Source organism: Aerococcus sp. HMSC062A02, from assembly GCF_001809535.1.
GTDB lineage: Bacteria > Bacillota > Bacilli > Lactobacillales > Aerococcaceae > Aerococcus.
Window position 1 is genome coordinate 278,746 of sequence record NZ_KV797910.1, and the last position, 16,849, is coordinate 295,594.

Here is a 16,849-nt window from a genome sequence, read left to right on the forward strand (position 1 = left end):
TTTTCGGTCTCTTTTACTTTATCCTGCTATTCTCAGGATAGCGCCATGAAATTCTATTTGTGTTATAATGTATTAATAGGAATAGAGTTTGGGGGAATGAGCATGAAGTGGAGTATTCCGACAAAAACCATAGCAGAAGGACGTAAACTCTCTGATGAGGGACGGGTGACTAAGGTCTATCCGGTTGAAGCAGAGAATGTTTGGCGCGCAGAAGTGATTGATGACCAGAAATATTATGTCATCCTCGATGGTTCGGGTAAAGAAGAAGATATTTGCCAGTGTGATGAATGGTTCAAGAAGCATTTTTGTGTCCACACTGTAGCCGTTGAGCTCTTCTTACAAGACCATTCAGTAGTCCGGGCGATGAAATTTAGCCAGCGTCCCTTGTTCTACTATCCAGCAGACCTTTACGACGAGAGCGAGACCTGTGAGCAAGTCTATCAGGAATTTTACCAACATTTTATTGAAGAAGAGACGGCTGATTATTTTGGGCCTCTATTGGTTGAAATCGAACTTTATGATGAACAAAACATACCCTTTAGCCAGGATAATGATAGCCTCTTCTACTTGCGACTGCGGCTAGGGATTGATACGAGCTATTATGTGAACGACCTGGAGGCTTTCTTTCAAGCCTTGGTCAGTGGGGGAAGCTTCAACTTGCAGAACCATAATAATGACCAGGTCTGCTTGCGCCAGGAATGCTTTGATCCAGATATGTACGCCTTCTTGAATAGTCTAGCTGAGGATTTTTTACGGCATAAGCACTGGGAGAATACAATCGCCCATGTTCCTTCGACCAAGAAGAACCAGCAGCGCCTCTATCTCAATGAGGAGGAATTAATCGCCTTACTCAAGAGTGATCTGATTAAACATGTCTTTATTGCTAATCAGGAGCTTGAGGATTTTAGCCTGATTGAAAATGACCGGCCCATCCTCTATAATATTGCCTATGATGGTGAAATTTATCGTTTGACCCAGCTTCAAGAGGCTAAGTGGTATCGTTATTACGGTTTGATTTTTAATGGGGAAGATTTTTACCATATTGGGGGCGATGATAAGTATTTCGATGCTATGTCGATTATCCAGGATAACTTTGTCTTAAATCGTTTTAAATTAGACTTTAAGCCGGAAGAAATGAAAAATTTCTTTTCCCTCTTTGGTCGCCTATTGCTGGAACACAGTCTGGTAAAGAATGTCACTGTGCTGGACTTCGCCCCTCTTCTAGATCTAGACTGCCAGCTTGAAATTGGGGCCAGCCAGGGACGGCTAGAACTGGCCCTGGCCTTCCACTATGGCGACTACATGCTCTCCGATGATCCGATTGAAACGGACCTACCTGAAGATAAAATCCTTTTACGCCAGCTAGCAGATGAATTGGACGCTGAAGCCTTCTTACGTGCTTATGGTTTTACTAAGGAAAATTATTATTACTGTAAAGACTACGGGTCGATCGACCAGATGATGAGGGACTTGCAGCGTTTTGAACAATATCTGCCTGAAGATTGGAAGATTAGCTATACCAAGAACTTGGAGAGCTGGCAGTCTAATGATATTGAGGTTGAAGTGGTAACTGAGCAGAATAAGCAACACCGCTTCCTGACCATTGATTTTGAAACGGATGATATCAATGAGCATGAGATTGACCGGATTATTGAACGGCTCCAAGCTAATGAACGCTTCATGCAATTAGAGGATGGCCGGATTATTAATGTGAACCAGGTCTTTACGGAAGACCAGAACCGCATGCTCAAACAATTGAAACAGCAGAATAAGCAGTGGAAGAATGGGGACCCGATCCCGATCTATCAGAGCTTGCTCTTTGCGGACCTCTTGAACAGTCAGGCGGATTTTGAAGCCTTCTATGAGGATATCATGCATCCAGACCAGGAAGACTACCGACCCAATCCACGACTGAAGACCGAGCTTTCCGACTACCAGCAATATGCGGTTCAGTGGTTCAAGGTTTTAGCCAAGTACCAATTAGGTGGTCTGCTTGCTGATGAAATGGGGTTAGGGAAGACCGTTCAAACCATCGCCTTCTTACTGGATTACTTGGAAGAACATCCTTCGGGCCAGGTCCTCATTGTTGCGCCAGCTTCGGTACTCTATAACTGGTACCATGAACTGGACCGCTTTGCCCCAAGCTTGGAAGCTGTAGTGATCGATGGTTCTGCTGAGGAAAGGGAACAAATGCGTGAGGAAGGCCAAGGGAAGATTTGGATCTCATCTTATTCTTCCTACCGCAATGACCAAGTAGCCTACCAGGACTACTTTTTCGATGTTTTAATCTTGGATGAAGCCCAAGCCCTGAAGAACAATCGAACCGTTCTCTACCAATCCTTTATGCAGCAAAAGTCTGGCTTGCGGATTGCCTTGTCGGGGACACCGCTTGAAAATAACCTGCAAGAATTCTGGTCCCTCATGCAAATTATCCTGCCCGGACTCCTGCCTGCTCGACGCGATTACCAGCAATTATCGGTTGACCAGATCCGTAAGCGTGTCCAACCCTTCGTTCTCAGACGGACTAAGGCGGATGTTTCCCTGGAATTACCAGAAAAACGGAGTTCCGACCGCTATGCTGGGATGACAGCCGAACAGAAAAATATTTACCTGGCTTATCTTAAGGACATCCAAGAACAATTGGCAGAAGGCAACTTCGACAGTGGGCGGACACGGATGGAAATGCTGGCGGCGATTACACGCTTGCGGCAAATTTGTTGCCATCCCCGTTTAATTGACCCTGATTCTGAAGCAGGTTCTGGGAAGTTTGACTACTACCGCAACTTATTGGACCGGGTCCTCCAAGATGACAAGCGCGTCTTAGTCTTCTCCCAATTCACCTCCATGCTGGATATCTTGGAAGAAGATTTAAAGGCTGAAGGGGTGACCTATTTCCGCATTGACGGTCAAACCAAGAAGGGGGACCGACAAAGTCAAGTTGACGCCTTCAACCATGGTGAAGGCTCAGTCTTCCTCATTTCCTTACGGGCAGGCGGTGTTGGGATAAACCTGACGGGTGCGGATACAGTCTTCCTCTATGACCTCTGGTGGAATCCCTCGATTGAGGAACAAGCCATTGGTCGGGCCCACCGGATTGGTCAGAAGAAGAATGTTCAAGTCTACCGGATGATCACTGAGGGAACGATTGAGCAACGGATTGCTGAGCTGCAAGAAGAAAAACGTAATCTCTTTGAACAGCTCTTCGATGAAGAAGCCAAAGATTCCGACCACCTTTCTATGGAAGACTTGAAGTATATTTTAGACTATGAAGAGAAATAGAAAAGGGACTTGCCTTCAAGTTCGTCATGTGCTATAATCTTCTAGTGCCTTTAGAGCATGAAATGTCACACCCTATGGATTGGAACGCATGGTGCTCATTGAGAGTTGCGTTCAATTGAAGTAGGGGCGGAATAAAACCAAATAGGAGGAATTTTTAATGGCAGTTGTAAGTATGAAACAATTATTAGAAGCAGGGGTTCACTTCGGACACCAAACACGTCGCTGGAACCCAAAAATGGACCGTTACATCTTTACAGAACGTAATGGCATCTACATCATCGATTTACAACAAACAGTTAAATTAATCGATGAAGCCTACAACTATGTACGCGATCTTGCAGCAAATGATGGGGTCGTTCTCTTCGTAGGGACTAAGAAACAAGCCCAACAATCAATTGAAGATGAAGCAACTCGCTGCGGTCAATACTATGTTAACCATCGTTGGTTAGGTGGGACTTTGACTAACTGGGAAACCATCCAAAAACGTGTACGCCGCATGAAAGATATTGACCGTATGGAAGAAGACGGCACTTTCGATGTGCTACCTAAGAAAGAAGTTCTTGAACTCGAAAAAGAACGTGAAAAATTACAAAATAACTTGGGCGGTATCGCTGACATGCCACGTATTCCAGACGTGATGTTTGTGGTAGACCCTCGTAAAGAACACATTGCAATCAAGGAAGCACATAAGTTAAATATTCCTGTGATCGCTATGGTTGATACCAACTGCGACCCAGATGAAGTAGACTATGTGATTCCTTCAAACGATGACGCTATCCGTGCGGTTAAATTAATTAGCCAAACGATTGCGGAAGCTGTCATTGAAGGACGTCAAGGCCTTGACGAAGAAGAAGCCGCTGAAGAAGCAGCTGTATCAAACGAAGACCTTGAAGCTGTTGCAGCTAAGATGCAAGGTGAAGAAGAAGCTGACCAAGACTAATTCAGTCTCGACTTTGGACTGTAAATCTTGCAGTCTTTAGCAAAATAGAGTAAAATTAGTTTGGAGTATAGAGCTATCTTGTAAGGACGATAAAGCTGTGAGTAGGCTGTACTTATGAGATAGCTCTTTTTAAAAAGATGACAATCAATCGAGGAGGATTTATAGATGGCAATTACTGCAAAACAAGTTAAAGAATTACGTGATCGAACAGGCGTTGGGATGATGGACGCTAAGAAGGCCCTCCAAGAAGTAGATGGCGATATGGACAAGGCTATCGACTACTTGCGTGAAACAGGCCAAGCTAAAGCTGCGAAAAAGGCAGGCCGTATTGCTGCTGAAGGTTTAGCTAAAGTTCTGGTTAAGGGCAATGACGCAGTGATCGTTGAATTAAACGCTGAAACTGACTTCGTTGCTAAGAACGAAAAATTCCAAAACATGTTGAATGCAATTGCTGAAGCCCTATTAGAAGCAAAACCTAGCTCATTAGAAGATGCAATGACTAGCGTACAAGTTGACGGAACCCAACTTGATGAATACATGAGCCAAATGATTTCCGTTATTGGTGAGAACTTAAACCTACGTCGTTTCACTATCTTTTCTAAAACAGATGGCCAACACTTCGGTCAATACTCTCACTTAGGGGGTAAGATTGCTGTTTTAGTTACAGTTGACGGTGGCGATGAAGAAGTTGCAAGCAATGTTGCGATGCACATCGGCGGGATCAACCCACAATACATCGATGAAAATTCTGTCCCTGAAGAAGTGGTTGAACATGAACGTGAAGTTCTTACCGAACAATCACTTAACGAAGGCAAACCAGAAAAAATTGTTCACAAGATGGTTGAAGGACGTCTCCGTAAATTCTTCTCAGAAATCTGCTTAGTGGACCAAGACTACCTATTAGATGGTGACCAAACAGTGGGTCAATACCTCAGCTCTAAGGCTGCTTCAGTTGTTGACTTCCGTCGCTATGAAGTTGGCGAAGGCATTGAAAAACAAGAAGAAGACTTTGCTGCTGAAGTTCAAAGTCAAATGGGTAAATAATTAGATGTAATTCGCCGTTTTAACGGTAGCAGATGGGTTGGGATTTCTTTTCCCAACCTTTTTCATAAGGAGATTGAAAATAAAATGGCAGAACCAATGTACAAGCGCGTGGTATTAAAGTTAAGTGGTGAAGCTTTGGCGGGAGATGATGGCTTTGGTATCAATCCTGCCGTGATGAAAAAAATTGCTAGTGAAATTAAAAGCGTCCATGAGCTAGGGGTTGAAATCGCTATTGTTGTCGGCGGTGGCAATATCTGGCGTGGAGTAACTGGTGAACAAATGGGCATGGACCGGGCCCAAGCCGACCATATGGGGATGCTGGCAACGATTATGAATGCCCTAGGACTCCAAGACTGTTTGCAGAATGTAGGCGTTCCTTCGCGGGTTCAAACTTCCATTGAAATGCGGGAAGTTGCTGAACCTTATATTCGGCTTCGTGCGATTCGTCACTTAGAGAAGGGGCGTGTGGTCATCTTTGCAGGGGGGACAGGGAATCCTTTCTTCTCGACAGATACTGCTTCGGCTCTGAGAGCAGCTGAGATTGAAGCCGATGTGATCTTGATGGCTAAAAACGGTGTGGATGGGGTCTATTCTGCTGACCCTCAAGTCGATACCGATGCTATCAAGTACACCGACTTAACCCACTTAGACGTGATTAATAAGAATCTACGTGTAATGGATTCCACGGCCTCAACCTTGAGTATGGATAATGACATTCCGCTTGTCGTCTTTAACTTAAATGAACCAGGAAATATTCGCCGCGTTGTCATGGGCGAACCGATTGGTACAACTGTAAAGGGGTAGAAATTATGGCAATCAATACATTAATCAAAGATACTGAAAACCGTATGAAGAAGTCTGAAGAATCCTTGCGAGGCGAACTGGCTCGGATTCGAGCTGGAGTGGCCAACGCTAGCTTACTCTCAGGCATTGAAGTGGACTACTATGGGGCGCCAACACCGCTCCAATCCATTGCTTCAATTACCATCCCAGAGGCTCGGATGTTAGTGGTAACACCTTACGATAAATCCGCTTTGGAAAACATTGAACACGCTATCAATGCTTCAGATATTGGTATTGCGCCAACAAATGATGGGGATAAGATCCGCCTTGTTATCCCTGCCTTGACCACAGAGCGCCGCCAAGAGCTTTCTAAATTAGTGGGCAAGGACCTGGAAGACGCCAAGGTGGCTGTCCGTCATATCCGCCGTGATGCTATCGACACCATCAAAAAAGCGGAAAAAGATAGCGAAATTACGGAAGATGACCAACGTCGGATGGAAGAGGACGTGCAAAAGGTCACTGACCAAAGTATTGCTCGTTTAGAAGATATCGCTAAAGAAAAAGAAGAAGAAATTCTCAATGGCTAGTTAGCCTCTGGGAAGAGCCTGGACCCGTCCAGGCTTTTTCTTTTTTACTCTTTTAAGTAAATTTCACTTAAAAATCCAAGAATAATTTTTTTTGCTGTGAATCTATGGTAAGATAGACAAGATATAAGCGAGCAGCTTTTAATATTTTTTAGCAAAGGATGGATGATGAATGACACTGGCGAAAGCATTAAACCCGGAACTCCCGCTTCCCCAACACGTTGCCATTATTATGGACGGTAATGGACGCTGGGCAGAAGAGCGGGGGCTGAAACGGACAGAGGGTCATAAAGAAGGACTCAATGCGCTCAAGCGGACCATTGTTGCGGCTGCTAAGTTAAAAATTAAAGTACTGACAGTTTATGCCTTTTCAACAGAAAACTGGGCCAGGCCTAAAAGAGAAGTTCAGTATCTGATGTCGCTTCCTCATTTGCTCAATCAGAAGGTGATGCCGGAATTAATGAAGAATAATGTCCGGGTCTGCCTAACGGGAAATCGTGAACATATCCCCAACAAAACTTGGTCTTATATTGAATCAGCTGTTAAGAAAACAGCGGATAATGATGGCTTGATCTTAAATATCGCCTTTAATTATGGCTCGCGCTTGGAGATTGTTAAAGCTTGTCAGAGCTTGGCGAAAAAGGCGGCAGAAGGCCAGCTTGATCCAGTAGACATTGATGAAGAAAGCTTCAGCCAGCACCTACAAACGGCTTTCTTGGGCGACTTGCAAGATCCCGACCTATTAATCCGCTCGAGCGGGGAAATCCGCTTAAGCAATTACTTACTCTGGCAACTGGCCTATAGTGAATTTGTCTTTACAGATACCAAATGGCCAGACTTTGATGAAGATGTTTTCTATGCTTGCCTAGCTGAATTCCAACACCGTCAGCGTCGTTTCGGCAAAATTTAAGAGAATAGGAGAGGCTTATGCGATTAAGAACTCTGACAGCTCTGGTGGCGCTGGCTATTTTTATTCCCTTACTGGTTATGGGAGGCAGTGCTTTTGAATTCTTGGTGATAGTCATAGCGGGTATCACCCTCTTTGAATTACTCAGCTTATTGGCTGTCAATTTTTTTACTTTAGAAAGTTTATTTGCTTATGTGTTGATGTATCTGGCCTTGCTTCCCCAGCACTACCTGGATTTCTTACCTGAGCAATTGGACCAGATGACCCTTTTTTATACGGGGGTCGTTATCTTTCTTTCCCTAATGGTCCATCGACCAGAGCGCTTGGATTTTAGTTTGATTGCTAAGATAACTTTGGCTGCTCTCTACGTGGGCCGGGGCTATCATTTTTTAATTTTGGGTCGAGAAATGGGCCTCCTAGCGATTCTTTTTGTCTTGGTGATCATCTGGTCCAATGATACTTTTGCCTATTTAACGGGTCGTGCCATTGGCCGTCGTCCCTTGGCACCCGCCATTTCACCCAATAAAACGATTGAAGGATCAATCGGGGGTATTGTTGGGGCCTTCTTGGTTTCTTTAATCTTTGACTATTTCTTTAATATTTACCAGCTCAGTTTCTTGGGTAATTTAATCTTGGTCATCCTCCTCTGTTTGGCTGGGCAGATGGGAGACTTGGTCGAGTCATCGATCAAAAGACAGTACCATGTCAAAGATTCAGGCAAGCTATTACCGGGGCACGGGGGCTTTTTGGACCGTTTTGATAACATCTTATTTGTCCTACCCATTTTTTACTTTTTGATGGCCTTCTTTTAAGTAGACTAAGCGAAGGGAGTTTTTTTATGAAAACGATCATTACTTTCTTACTCATATTTTCAGTTATTGTCATCTTCCATGAATTTGGCCACTTCTTTTTTGCTAAACGGGCGGGGATTCTCGTGCGTGAATTTGCGATAGGGATGGGGCCTAAGCTCTACCAATACCAGGGCGAGGAAACAACCTATACCCTCCGCCTCTTACCTATTGGGGGCTATGTCCGTATGGCGGGACTGGAGGAGATGGCGGACAGTGTGGAAGCGGGCATGCAGCTCTCTCTGACCTTTAATGAGGGGGGAAAAGTAACGGAACTCTCGCTAGCTGAGGATGACCTTGCTGCTGAAGCCTTGCCGGTTGAAGTGGTCTCTGCTGATTTAGACCGCGACCTGATCCTTCAAGCTATTCCTTATGGGGAAAGAGAAGCTCAGACTTATTCTATTGACCGCCAAGCGGACTTTGTGGAAGCGGATGGGACCCGGCTAAAGATTGCCCCTTATGACCGGCAATTTCAATCTGCCTCTATTCCCCAACGCTTAATGACAAATTTTGCAGGGCCTATGAATAATTTCATTTTGGGAATCCTTGCTTTTACGGTTTTAGCCTTTGTCCAAGGGGGCGTGCCCTCATCTGAGGCTATTGTAGGTGAAGTTGTCGACGGTTCACCGGCCCAAACGGCTCATTTACAAAGCGGCGATCAGATTCAGACCATTAATGGCCAGGAAGTCGCTTCCTTTGCGGACATGCAGGCCAAGGTTTCGAGTTCGGAAGGTAAGCCCTTGGAAGTGACCTATGAACGCCAGGGACAAGAAATGACGACTCAGCTCCAACCTAAAGAAGTGGACTATAACGGACAAAAAATCTACCAAATCGGCGTTGGTCGTTTTAAAGATAGTCGTTTCTTGGCTAAGCTAACTTATGGCTTTAAGGCGAGCTGGGCCATGATTACAGGGATTCTAACTATCCTAGTAGGAATGTTTAAGAATGGCTTTAACATCAACCAATTTGGTGGCCCGGTTTTTATGTACCAAGCGACTGGTGAAGTGGTCAACCAGGGATGGATTGCTATTATGTCTTGGACCGCTATGTTAAGCCTCAATTTAGGGGTGGTGAACCTCTTGCCGGTCCCAGCCTTGGATGGGGGGAAGATCCTCTTCAATATCATTGAAGCAATCCTAGGTCGCCCTGTCGACCAAAAAGTCGAAGGCATTATAAACTTGGCAGGAGCTGCTTTATTATTTATATTAATGATTGCCGTGACTTGGAATGATATTCAACGTCTATTTTAAACGTTTATATAAGATGGAGTGAGCAGCCGATAGAATTGGCTGACTTGCCTTGACTCGATTCGAGGGTAGGAGATGGAAGTAGTTGATGAGTGTAGCTTATCCTAGGACCAGGCACCTACCCTTCTTTATTTCAAGAAAGGAGCGTTCTTTTGGAAGAGAAGAAAGAAGCTTTTAACCGTTTGCTTAAGCAAATTAATTTTTCAGATTCCGATCCAAATTTTCAGGCGGGTTGGATTGACCATGTGACCGTCCATACCAAGTCTCGCCTTTATCAATTTACCCTAGCTTTTCCCAAGCATATAAAGGCTAGTCAATTTAAGGCCCTGGAAGAAGCTTTGCAAGTTGGCTTCCAGTCGATTGCTAAGGTTGACCTAGGCTTGACCTGCTCTAAGGCAGAGGACTGGGAGGCAGAGGAGGTTCTGGCTTATTGGCCCGTGGTAGTTGAACGCAGTCATATCTCTAATGGTCTCGCCCAACAGATTCTAACCCAACAATTGCCGACTTGGGAGGGGGGAAAGTTTATCTTAAGGGTGGACAACCCGCAAATTCAAGCCTTTTTAGAGACTAATTATTTAGAGGTAATCAAACAGAATTACTTTGTCCTTGGTTTTTCTAACCTTCGCTTTCAAGTGATTGTGGATGAAGCCACGGCCAATGACCGCCAAGCCCAGTTTGAAGCTCGCCAGGAACAATTGGAACGCGAACAGCAGGAACTGGCAAAGCAGGCCAGTGTTCGCCAGGCCAAGGAAGCTAAGGACAAACCCCGCCCTAGTAAATTAGCGATCGGGCGATCTGTTCCCGTAGATAAGCTCCAACCCATGCGCTCTTATGTAGAGGAACAATATGGGGCTACCATGGAAGGGGTTATTTTCGAAAAAGAAGTCCGAGAATTGAAAACGGGGCGGCGGATTTTGAATTTGAAGTTCTCTGACTATACCTCGGCTTACTTGGTCACTATGTTCTCACGCAATGATGAGGATATTGCTGTCTTTGAAGGTCTAGAAGAAGGGATGTGGATTCGTGTCCAAGGGGAAATCCGGATGGACGACCGTTTTGCCCGCGATTATGTGCTGATGGGGCGTGACCTGGAAGTTATCAATAAGGAGGGGCGCAAGGACCAGGCGGAGGAAGGCAAGAAGCGGATTGAACTTCACCTTCATTCCAATATGTCAGCCTTAGACGCAACCAATACCATTTCAGACTTTGCCGCCCAAGCCAAGGCCTGGGGACAGCCCGCCATTGCTGTTACGGACCACGGCAATGTCCAAGCCTTCCCTGAGGCCAGTCAGGCTGCCAAGGCCAACGATATTGCCATGATCTACGGCTTAGAAGCTAATGTTGTGGATGACGGGGTACCGATTGCCTACAACCCTCAAGATGTGGATCTGAGCGAGGCCCATTATGTCGTTTTTGACGTGGAAACAACGGGCTTGTCTGCTGCCTATAATCATATTATTGAATTAGCGGCAGTCAAGATGTACAAGGGCAATGTCGAAGAGACCTTTGAGGAATTTATTAATCCAGGCTACCCCTTGCCTGCCCATATTATTGAACTAACTAAGATTACTGACGCCATGCTACAGGGGGCTAGGTCGGAAGAAGATGTGATGGCAGACTTTCAAAAATTCTGTGAAGGCTGTATCCTAGTTGCCCATAATGCTTCTTTCGATATGGGCTTTATCAACAAGGCCTACAGCCGCCATGGCATGCCTGAAGCGGATAATCCTGTCATTGATACGCTGGAACTCTCGCGCTTCCTCCATCCTAATATGAAGTCCCACCGACTCAATACCTTAGCCAAGCATTATAATGTTTCCTTGGAGCAACACCACCGGGCGATCTATGACTCGGAAACAACCGGGGCCTTGGCTTGGATCTTTGTCAAAGAAGCGGCCAAAAACCATGATATCCACTCCCACAAGGATCTTAATCAGGATGTCGGCAAGGGGGATGCCTATAAGCACGGCCGTCCTTTCCATGTGACCATCTTGACTAAGAACCAAGCAGGGCTCAAAGACCTCTTCAAACTCGTCTCTGCTTCTAATGTGGATTATTTCTACCGGGTGCCCCGCCTGCCCCGCTCACTCTTAGCTGACCACCGGGAGAATCTCTTGCTCGGTTCGGCTTGTTCTTCGGGTGAATTCTTCGAAGCCGTGATGCAGAAGGGCAAGGAAGAAGCCAAGCGGGTGGCAGAATTCTATGATTACCTGGAAATTATGCCTAAGGGGGTCTACAAGCCTCTGATTGAAGATAATTTAATCCACGATGAGGCAGAGCTTGAAGAAATTATGAAAACCATTATTGAAATCGGCGAAGAGCTTGATAAACCAGTAGTAGCAACGGGGGATGTCCACTACCTAAATCCTCAAGACAAGCTCTACCGGGAAATTTTAATTAATTCGATTAAATCTAACCGTACCAAGTTTTTCCCCGAAGCTCACTTCCGGACGACAGACGAAATGCTCCACGACTTTGCCTTCTTAGGGGAAGATAAGGCCTATGAAATTGTGGTAGAAAATACCCACAAAATTTTTGACCAGATTGAATTTGTGGAGCCCCTTAAGGATAAACTCTATACCCCAAATATTGATGGGGCAGAAGATGAAATCCGGGAAACTTCCTACCGCGAGGCTCATGCCCTTTACGGAGAGGACTTGCCTGAAATTATCGAGAAGCGTCTAGAAAAAGAACTGACCTCGATTATTGGTAATGGTTTCTCAGTGGTTTACCTGATTTCTGAAAAATTAGTAAAAAAATCCAATTCAGACGGCTACATTGTTGGGAGTCGGGGGTCAGTGGGCTCTTCCTTTGTCGCTACCATGCTGGGAATTACCGAGGTTAACCCCTTGTCCCCCCACTATGTTTGCCCGAATTGTTTTTACAGCCACTTCTTTACGGATGGTAGTGTCGGCTCTGGATTTGACTTGCCAGACAAGGACTGTCCAGAGTGTGGACACGCCCTGAATAAAGATGGCCACGATATTCCATTTGAAACTTTCCTAGGCTTTGCGGGGGACAAGGTACCAGATATCGACTTGAACTTCTCGGGTGAATACCAGCCCCAGGCCCATAACTTCACCAAGGTCATGTTCGGGGAAGACCATGTCTACCGAGCAGGAACCATTTCTACAGTGGCTGATAAAACGGCTTATGGTTATGTCTTAGGCTATGACCAAGACCATAATTTGAACCTTAGAAAAACGGAAAAAGATTTTCTCGCTAAGCACACAACCGGGGTCAAACGGACCACTGGCCAGCACCCAGGGGGGATTATTGTTATTCCGGAATACATGGATGTCTATGACTTTACGCCAGTCCAATACCCTGCCGATGACTTGGATTCAGAATGGAAGACCACCCACTTTGACTTCCACTCCATCCATGATAATGTTTTGAAGCTCGATATTCTGGGCCATGATGATCCGACGGTTATTCGTAAGCTGCAAGACTTATCCAACATTGATCCAAAAGATATTCCCATGGATGATGATGATGTCTACAAGCTCTTCAATGGGACGGAGATCCTAGGTGTTCGTCCAGAAGATATCTTTTCCAAGACGGGGACACTGGGGATTCCTGAATTTGGGACCTCCTTTACCCGGTCGATGCTAGAAGCTACCCATCCCTCGACCTTTGCGGAACTTCTCCAAATTTCTGGACTCTCCCACGGGACAGATGTTTGGTTAGGTAATGCGGAAGTCTTAGTTAGAGAGAAGGGCATGCCACTGTCAGAAGTGATTGGTTGTCGGGACGACATCATGGTCTACCTCATCCACCAGGGGGTTCCTGAACGTGATTCTTTCCAAATTATGGAAAAGGTACGTAAGGGTAAGGGGCTGTCTGATGAACACAAGGCCATTATGAATGAGCACCAAGTTCCCCAGTGGTATATGGCGTCCTGTGAAAAAATTAAGTACATGTTCCCTAAAGCCCACGCAGCAGCTTATGTAATCAATGCTATCCGGGTGGCCTGGTTCAAGGTCCACCATCCCATTTGGTATTACTGTGCTTATCTCAGTGTCCGGGCTAATGACTTTGACCTCGTCGCGATGGCGAATGGCCTTCAGTCAACGAAGACAGCTCTCAAGGCGATCTATAGTAAAGGTAATGATGCGACGGTCAAAGACCATGCAGTCCAGGTCGTCTTAGAAATTGTCAATGAAATGTGGGAACGAGGCTTTAATTTTAAGATGGTTGACCTCTACAAGTCTGATGCCCAAGACTTTGTAATTGAAGGGGAAGATACCTTGATTGCCCCCTTTAGAGCCATTCCGGGCTTAGGGCTCAATGTGGCCAAACAAATTGTTAAGGCTCGCCAGGAGTCCGAATTCTTGTCCAAGGAAGACCTTAAGAAGCGGGGCAAGGTCTCCCAGTCGACGATCGACTTTATGTCTGAGCAGGGTATCTTAAATGGCTTGCCAGAAGAGAACCAACTTTCTCTCTTCTAGGGTTCAAGCAAGCGGATTGTTCGCTTTCTTTCAAATGGTTATGCTATGATAGTAACGTAGGTCTATTAATAAATGAAAAAGCCAATAATTGGCCTAGAATAAGAAACGTTAAGGAAAGGAGTTGTGACAGTGAATACAGGGAAAGAAATGCTTATGGTCATTGTAGACCGTGATACCAGTGATGAAGTGATCGAGGTAGCCCGGCAAGCCGGCGCTCAGGGAGCAACTGTGCTTCATGGCCGCGGCACGGGGCATGAGGACAAGCTATCGGCCTTCCATATCCATGTCGAACCACAAAAAGAATTGGTTATGATGGCAGTCGAAGCTGACCAAGTAGATGGTATCAGCCAAGCGATAGCTGAAGCCTTGGACTTTAACCAACCAGGGACTGGGATCCTCTTTAGTCTACCGATCAATGAAACGACTGGACTATATGAAGGATAAATTTGAAAGAAAAAACATGAGAGAAAAAGGAGGACTTTATGGATGTTTTAATCGATAAGTTCAAAGAGGTAGCTTTTTCTGTCATTCCGCTAGTTGTTATTGTTTTATTAATATCAATGTTTGCTGTTAACGTACCTTCTACCATGATGATGAGTTTCGTCATTGGGGCAGTATTGATTTTAGTGGGATTGACCATCTTCCTCTTTGGCATTGAAATCGGGATGACGCCGATCGGCAACCACTTAGGAGCCCATGTGGCAGGAAGCCCCTCACGAATTGCCATTGCTGTTTTGAGTTTTATTATTGGTTTTGCGGTAACGATAGCAGAACCAGACTTACTAATTCTCGGCCAGCAAATTGAAAATGCAACTTCGGGTGTCTTGCCCGGTACAGTGACCGTAGTGGCTGTCTCTGTCGGAGTCGGTGTTATGATTGCCTTTGGGGTCTTCAGATTGTTGAAGAACTTTCCCTTGAAATATTTCTTCGCCATTGTTTATGCTTTGATTCTTATCTTGGCTATTTTTTCCGATAATTCGGCTATTGCTATGGGCTTTGATGCCTCAGGTGCAACGACAGGAGCTTTAACGACGCCCTTTATTTTGGCCTTATCGGGAGCTCTAGCAGCTAAAGCTGGGGGCAAACAAGCAGAAGAAAACTCCTTCGGTCTAGTTGGGGCGATGTCAACTGGTCCTATTCTGGCGGTGCTTTTCTTAATCCTCTTTTCCCAAACGGACTTGCAGGCAGCTGAATCAACGGTGGAATATTCGAACAGTGTAATCGCCCCCATCCTTGCTGCAATCTGGCCGACTTTGAAAGAGTCCTTGATTGCCCTGGTTCCGATTGTTTTATTCTTTATCTTTATGAATTGGCGCTACTTTAAGTTGAAGGGCCAAGAACTCGGCGATATCTTTAAAGGGATTATCTATACAGTTGTTGGTTTGACCATTTTCTTAGTTGGCGTTAACCAAGGTTTTATGGATATGGGCCACTTCTTAGGCCAAGCCATTGCCGAAATGGGTGATTGGTGGCTGATTATTGCTGGCTTTACCCTAGGTATGGTGGTTGTTCTAGCTGAACCAGCTGTCCACGTTCTGGGTGAGCAGGTGGAAGACATCACTGGGGGCCATATCCACAACAAAGTCCTGATGGGGGCCTTGTCTATCGGGGTTGCCCTAGCTGTAGGACTTTCTATGGTGAGAATTTTAAATAGTAATTTAGCCATCTGGCACTTCTTATTGCCAGGCTTTGGACTAGCTATCCTCTTATCCTTTATGGTACCAAATCTCTTTACCGGGATTGCCTTTGATGCGGGTGGGGTAGCTTCGGGCCCGATGACTGCTACCTTTATCTTGGCTTTTGCCCAGGGTGCAGCGGACTTCCTACCCAATGCCGATGCCCTGGATGCTTTCGGCGTCATAGCTTTTGTTGCTATGGTACCCGTGGTTATGGTAGAATTACTCGGCTTAGTCTTTAAGATTCAAACTAAGAAGACAGGAATTGAAGAATAGAAAGGGGTTGTCAACTAGCCTAATGGAAACCGTATTATTCTTAGCAGTCGTCAAGGCTGGGACCGCGAGCCAATTGATTAAAGCGGCTAAAGCAGTTGGGGCGCCAGGAGGCACAGTGATTCGTGCGGAAGGTACAATCAGCAGTCGCCTGGCCCATGCCCTCGGCTTTCACGATTCCAAACGCGAAGTCGTTTTGATTGCGGTGGATAAGTCCCTAGAAGGTCGCCTCCACCAAGAATTGAATGACAAATTGAAGCTCGATCGCAAAGGTAAGGGGGTCCTCTTCTCCTTTGATATTTCTAGCTTCCAGGGCAGTAAGCAGATTAACAGCCCATTTGATGAAAGCCAGGTAGAAGCTTCCGATAGCCAGCTGATGACGGTTATTGTTGACCGGCAGATGGGCGACCAAGTGGTAGAAGTTTCCCGTGAAGCCGGTGCCCGAGGTGCAACGATCCTGCACGGGCGTGGAACAGGTGTGCATGAGACGGGCAAGGTCTTTAACTTCCCGATTGAACTCGAAAAAGAGATCGTGGTTATGGTGATCCCAAGCGCTCTCGTTCAAGAAATTTCAGATAAAATTATTACTGAAACAGACTTATGCAAACCAGGGCGCGGGATTTTGTTCACTGTGCCAGTGAATTCCAAACGTGGACTCGTTCCGCCTAAGCCAGCAGACGAGGCGTCAAGTTAGCTTTAGTCTAAAAACATTGCTATTTGGCGCGTATCATGTTAAACTATAAATGTAATTAAGGGACCAGTGAGGAGTGAGCGGGAACGCTCACTCTTTTTCATGAAATAGAAAGTGGGGGATTGT

The 16,849-nt window shown here is 45.6% G+C and carries 12 protein-coding genes; all 12 read left to right on the plus strand.

Annotated features, from left to right (window positions below; translation table 11 throughout):
• Positions 1-102 precede the first annotated feature (102 nt).
• The 12 genes from HMPREF2626_RS02215 to HMPREF2626_RS02270 all read left to right on the plus strand — a co-directional run bounded on the left by HMPREF2626_RS02215 (position 103) and on the right by HMPREF2626_RS02270 (position 16,726).
• A complete protein-coding gene (locus tag HMPREF2626_RS02215; protein ID WP_070617015.1) occupies positions 103-3,279 on the plus strand; it encodes a DEAD/DEAH box helicase in 3,177 nt (1,058 codons plus the stop codon).
• A 157-nt stretch (positions 3,280-3,436) separates the two neighbouring features.
• Positions 3,437-4,219 carry a 30S ribosomal protein S2 gene (rpsB, locus tag HMPREF2626_RS02220; protein WP_070617016.1) on the plus strand — a complete coding sequence of 261 codons (783 nt, stop codon included), beginning with the start codon at positions 3,437-3,439 and terminating at the stop codon, positions 4,217-4,219.
• Positions 4,220-4,384: 165 nt separating this feature from the next.
• Complete coding sequence (tsf, locus tag HMPREF2626_RS02225; RefSeq protein WP_070617017.1) at positions 4,385-5,263, plus strand: translation elongation factor Ts; 879 nt, start codon at positions 4,385-4,387, stop codon at positions 5,261-5,263.
• Positions 5,264-5,347: 84 nt separating this feature from the next.
• Positions 5,348-6,067: a UMP kinase gene (gene pyrH, locus HMPREF2626_RS02230; protein ID WP_070617018.1), complete on the plus strand. Its 720-nt coding sequence runs from the start codon at positions 5,348-5,350 to the stop codon at positions 6,065-6,067.
• Positions 6,068-6,072: 5 nt separating this feature from the next.
• Positions 6,073-6,633, plus strand: coding sequence for a ribosome recycling factor (gene frr / locus HMPREF2626_RS02235; protein WP_067976061.1), 561 nt, complete (start codon positions 6,073-6,075; stop codon positions 6,631-6,633).
• A 169-nt stretch (positions 6,634-6,802) separates the two neighbouring features.
• Entirely contained in the window at positions 6,803-7,540 is a 738-nt protein-coding gene (locus HMPREF2626_RS02240) for an isoprenyl transferase (RefSeq protein WP_141744564.1), read from the plus strand.
• 17 nt (positions 7,541-7,557) lie between these two features.
• Positions 7,558-8,349, plus strand: coding sequence for a phosphatidate cytidylyltransferase (locus HMPREF2626_RS02245; protein ID WP_070617019.1), 792 nt, complete (start codon positions 7,558-7,560; stop codon positions 8,347-8,349).
• Positions 8,350-8,375: 26 nt separating this feature from the next.
• Complete coding sequence (rseP, locus tag HMPREF2626_RS02250) at positions 8,376-9,635, plus strand: RIP metalloprotease RseP (RefSeq protein WP_070617020.1); 1,260 nt, start codon at positions 8,376-8,378, stop codon at positions 9,633-9,635.
• Positions 9,636-9,784: 149 nt separating this feature from the next.
• Positions 9,785-14,083 carry a PolC-type DNA polymerase III gene (locus tag HMPREF2626_RS02255; protein WP_070617021.1) on the plus strand — a complete coding sequence of 1,433 codons (4,299 nt, stop codon included), beginning with the start codon at positions 9,785-9,787 and terminating at the stop codon, positions 14,081-14,083.
• A gap of 129 nt (positions 14,084-14,212) precedes the next feature.
• Entirely contained in the window at positions 14,213-14,527 is a 315-nt protein-coding gene (locus HMPREF2626_RS02260; protein ID WP_083294297.1) for a P-II family nitrogen regulator, read from the plus strand.
• A gap of 38 nt (positions 14,528-14,565) precedes the next feature.
• Entirely contained in the window at positions 14,566-16,035 is a 1,470-nt protein-coding gene (locus tag HMPREF2626_RS02265; protein WP_070617022.1) for a DUF1538 domain-containing protein, read from the plus strand.
• Positions 16,036-16,057: 22 nt separating this feature from the next.
• On the plus strand, positions 16,058-16,726 hold the full coding sequence (locus HMPREF2626_RS02270) for a P-II family nitrogen regulator (RefSeq protein WP_070617023.1): 669 nt from the start codon (positions 16,058-16,060) through the stop codon (positions 16,724-16,726).
• The last annotated feature ends 123 nt before the right edge of the window (positions 16,727-16,849 follow it).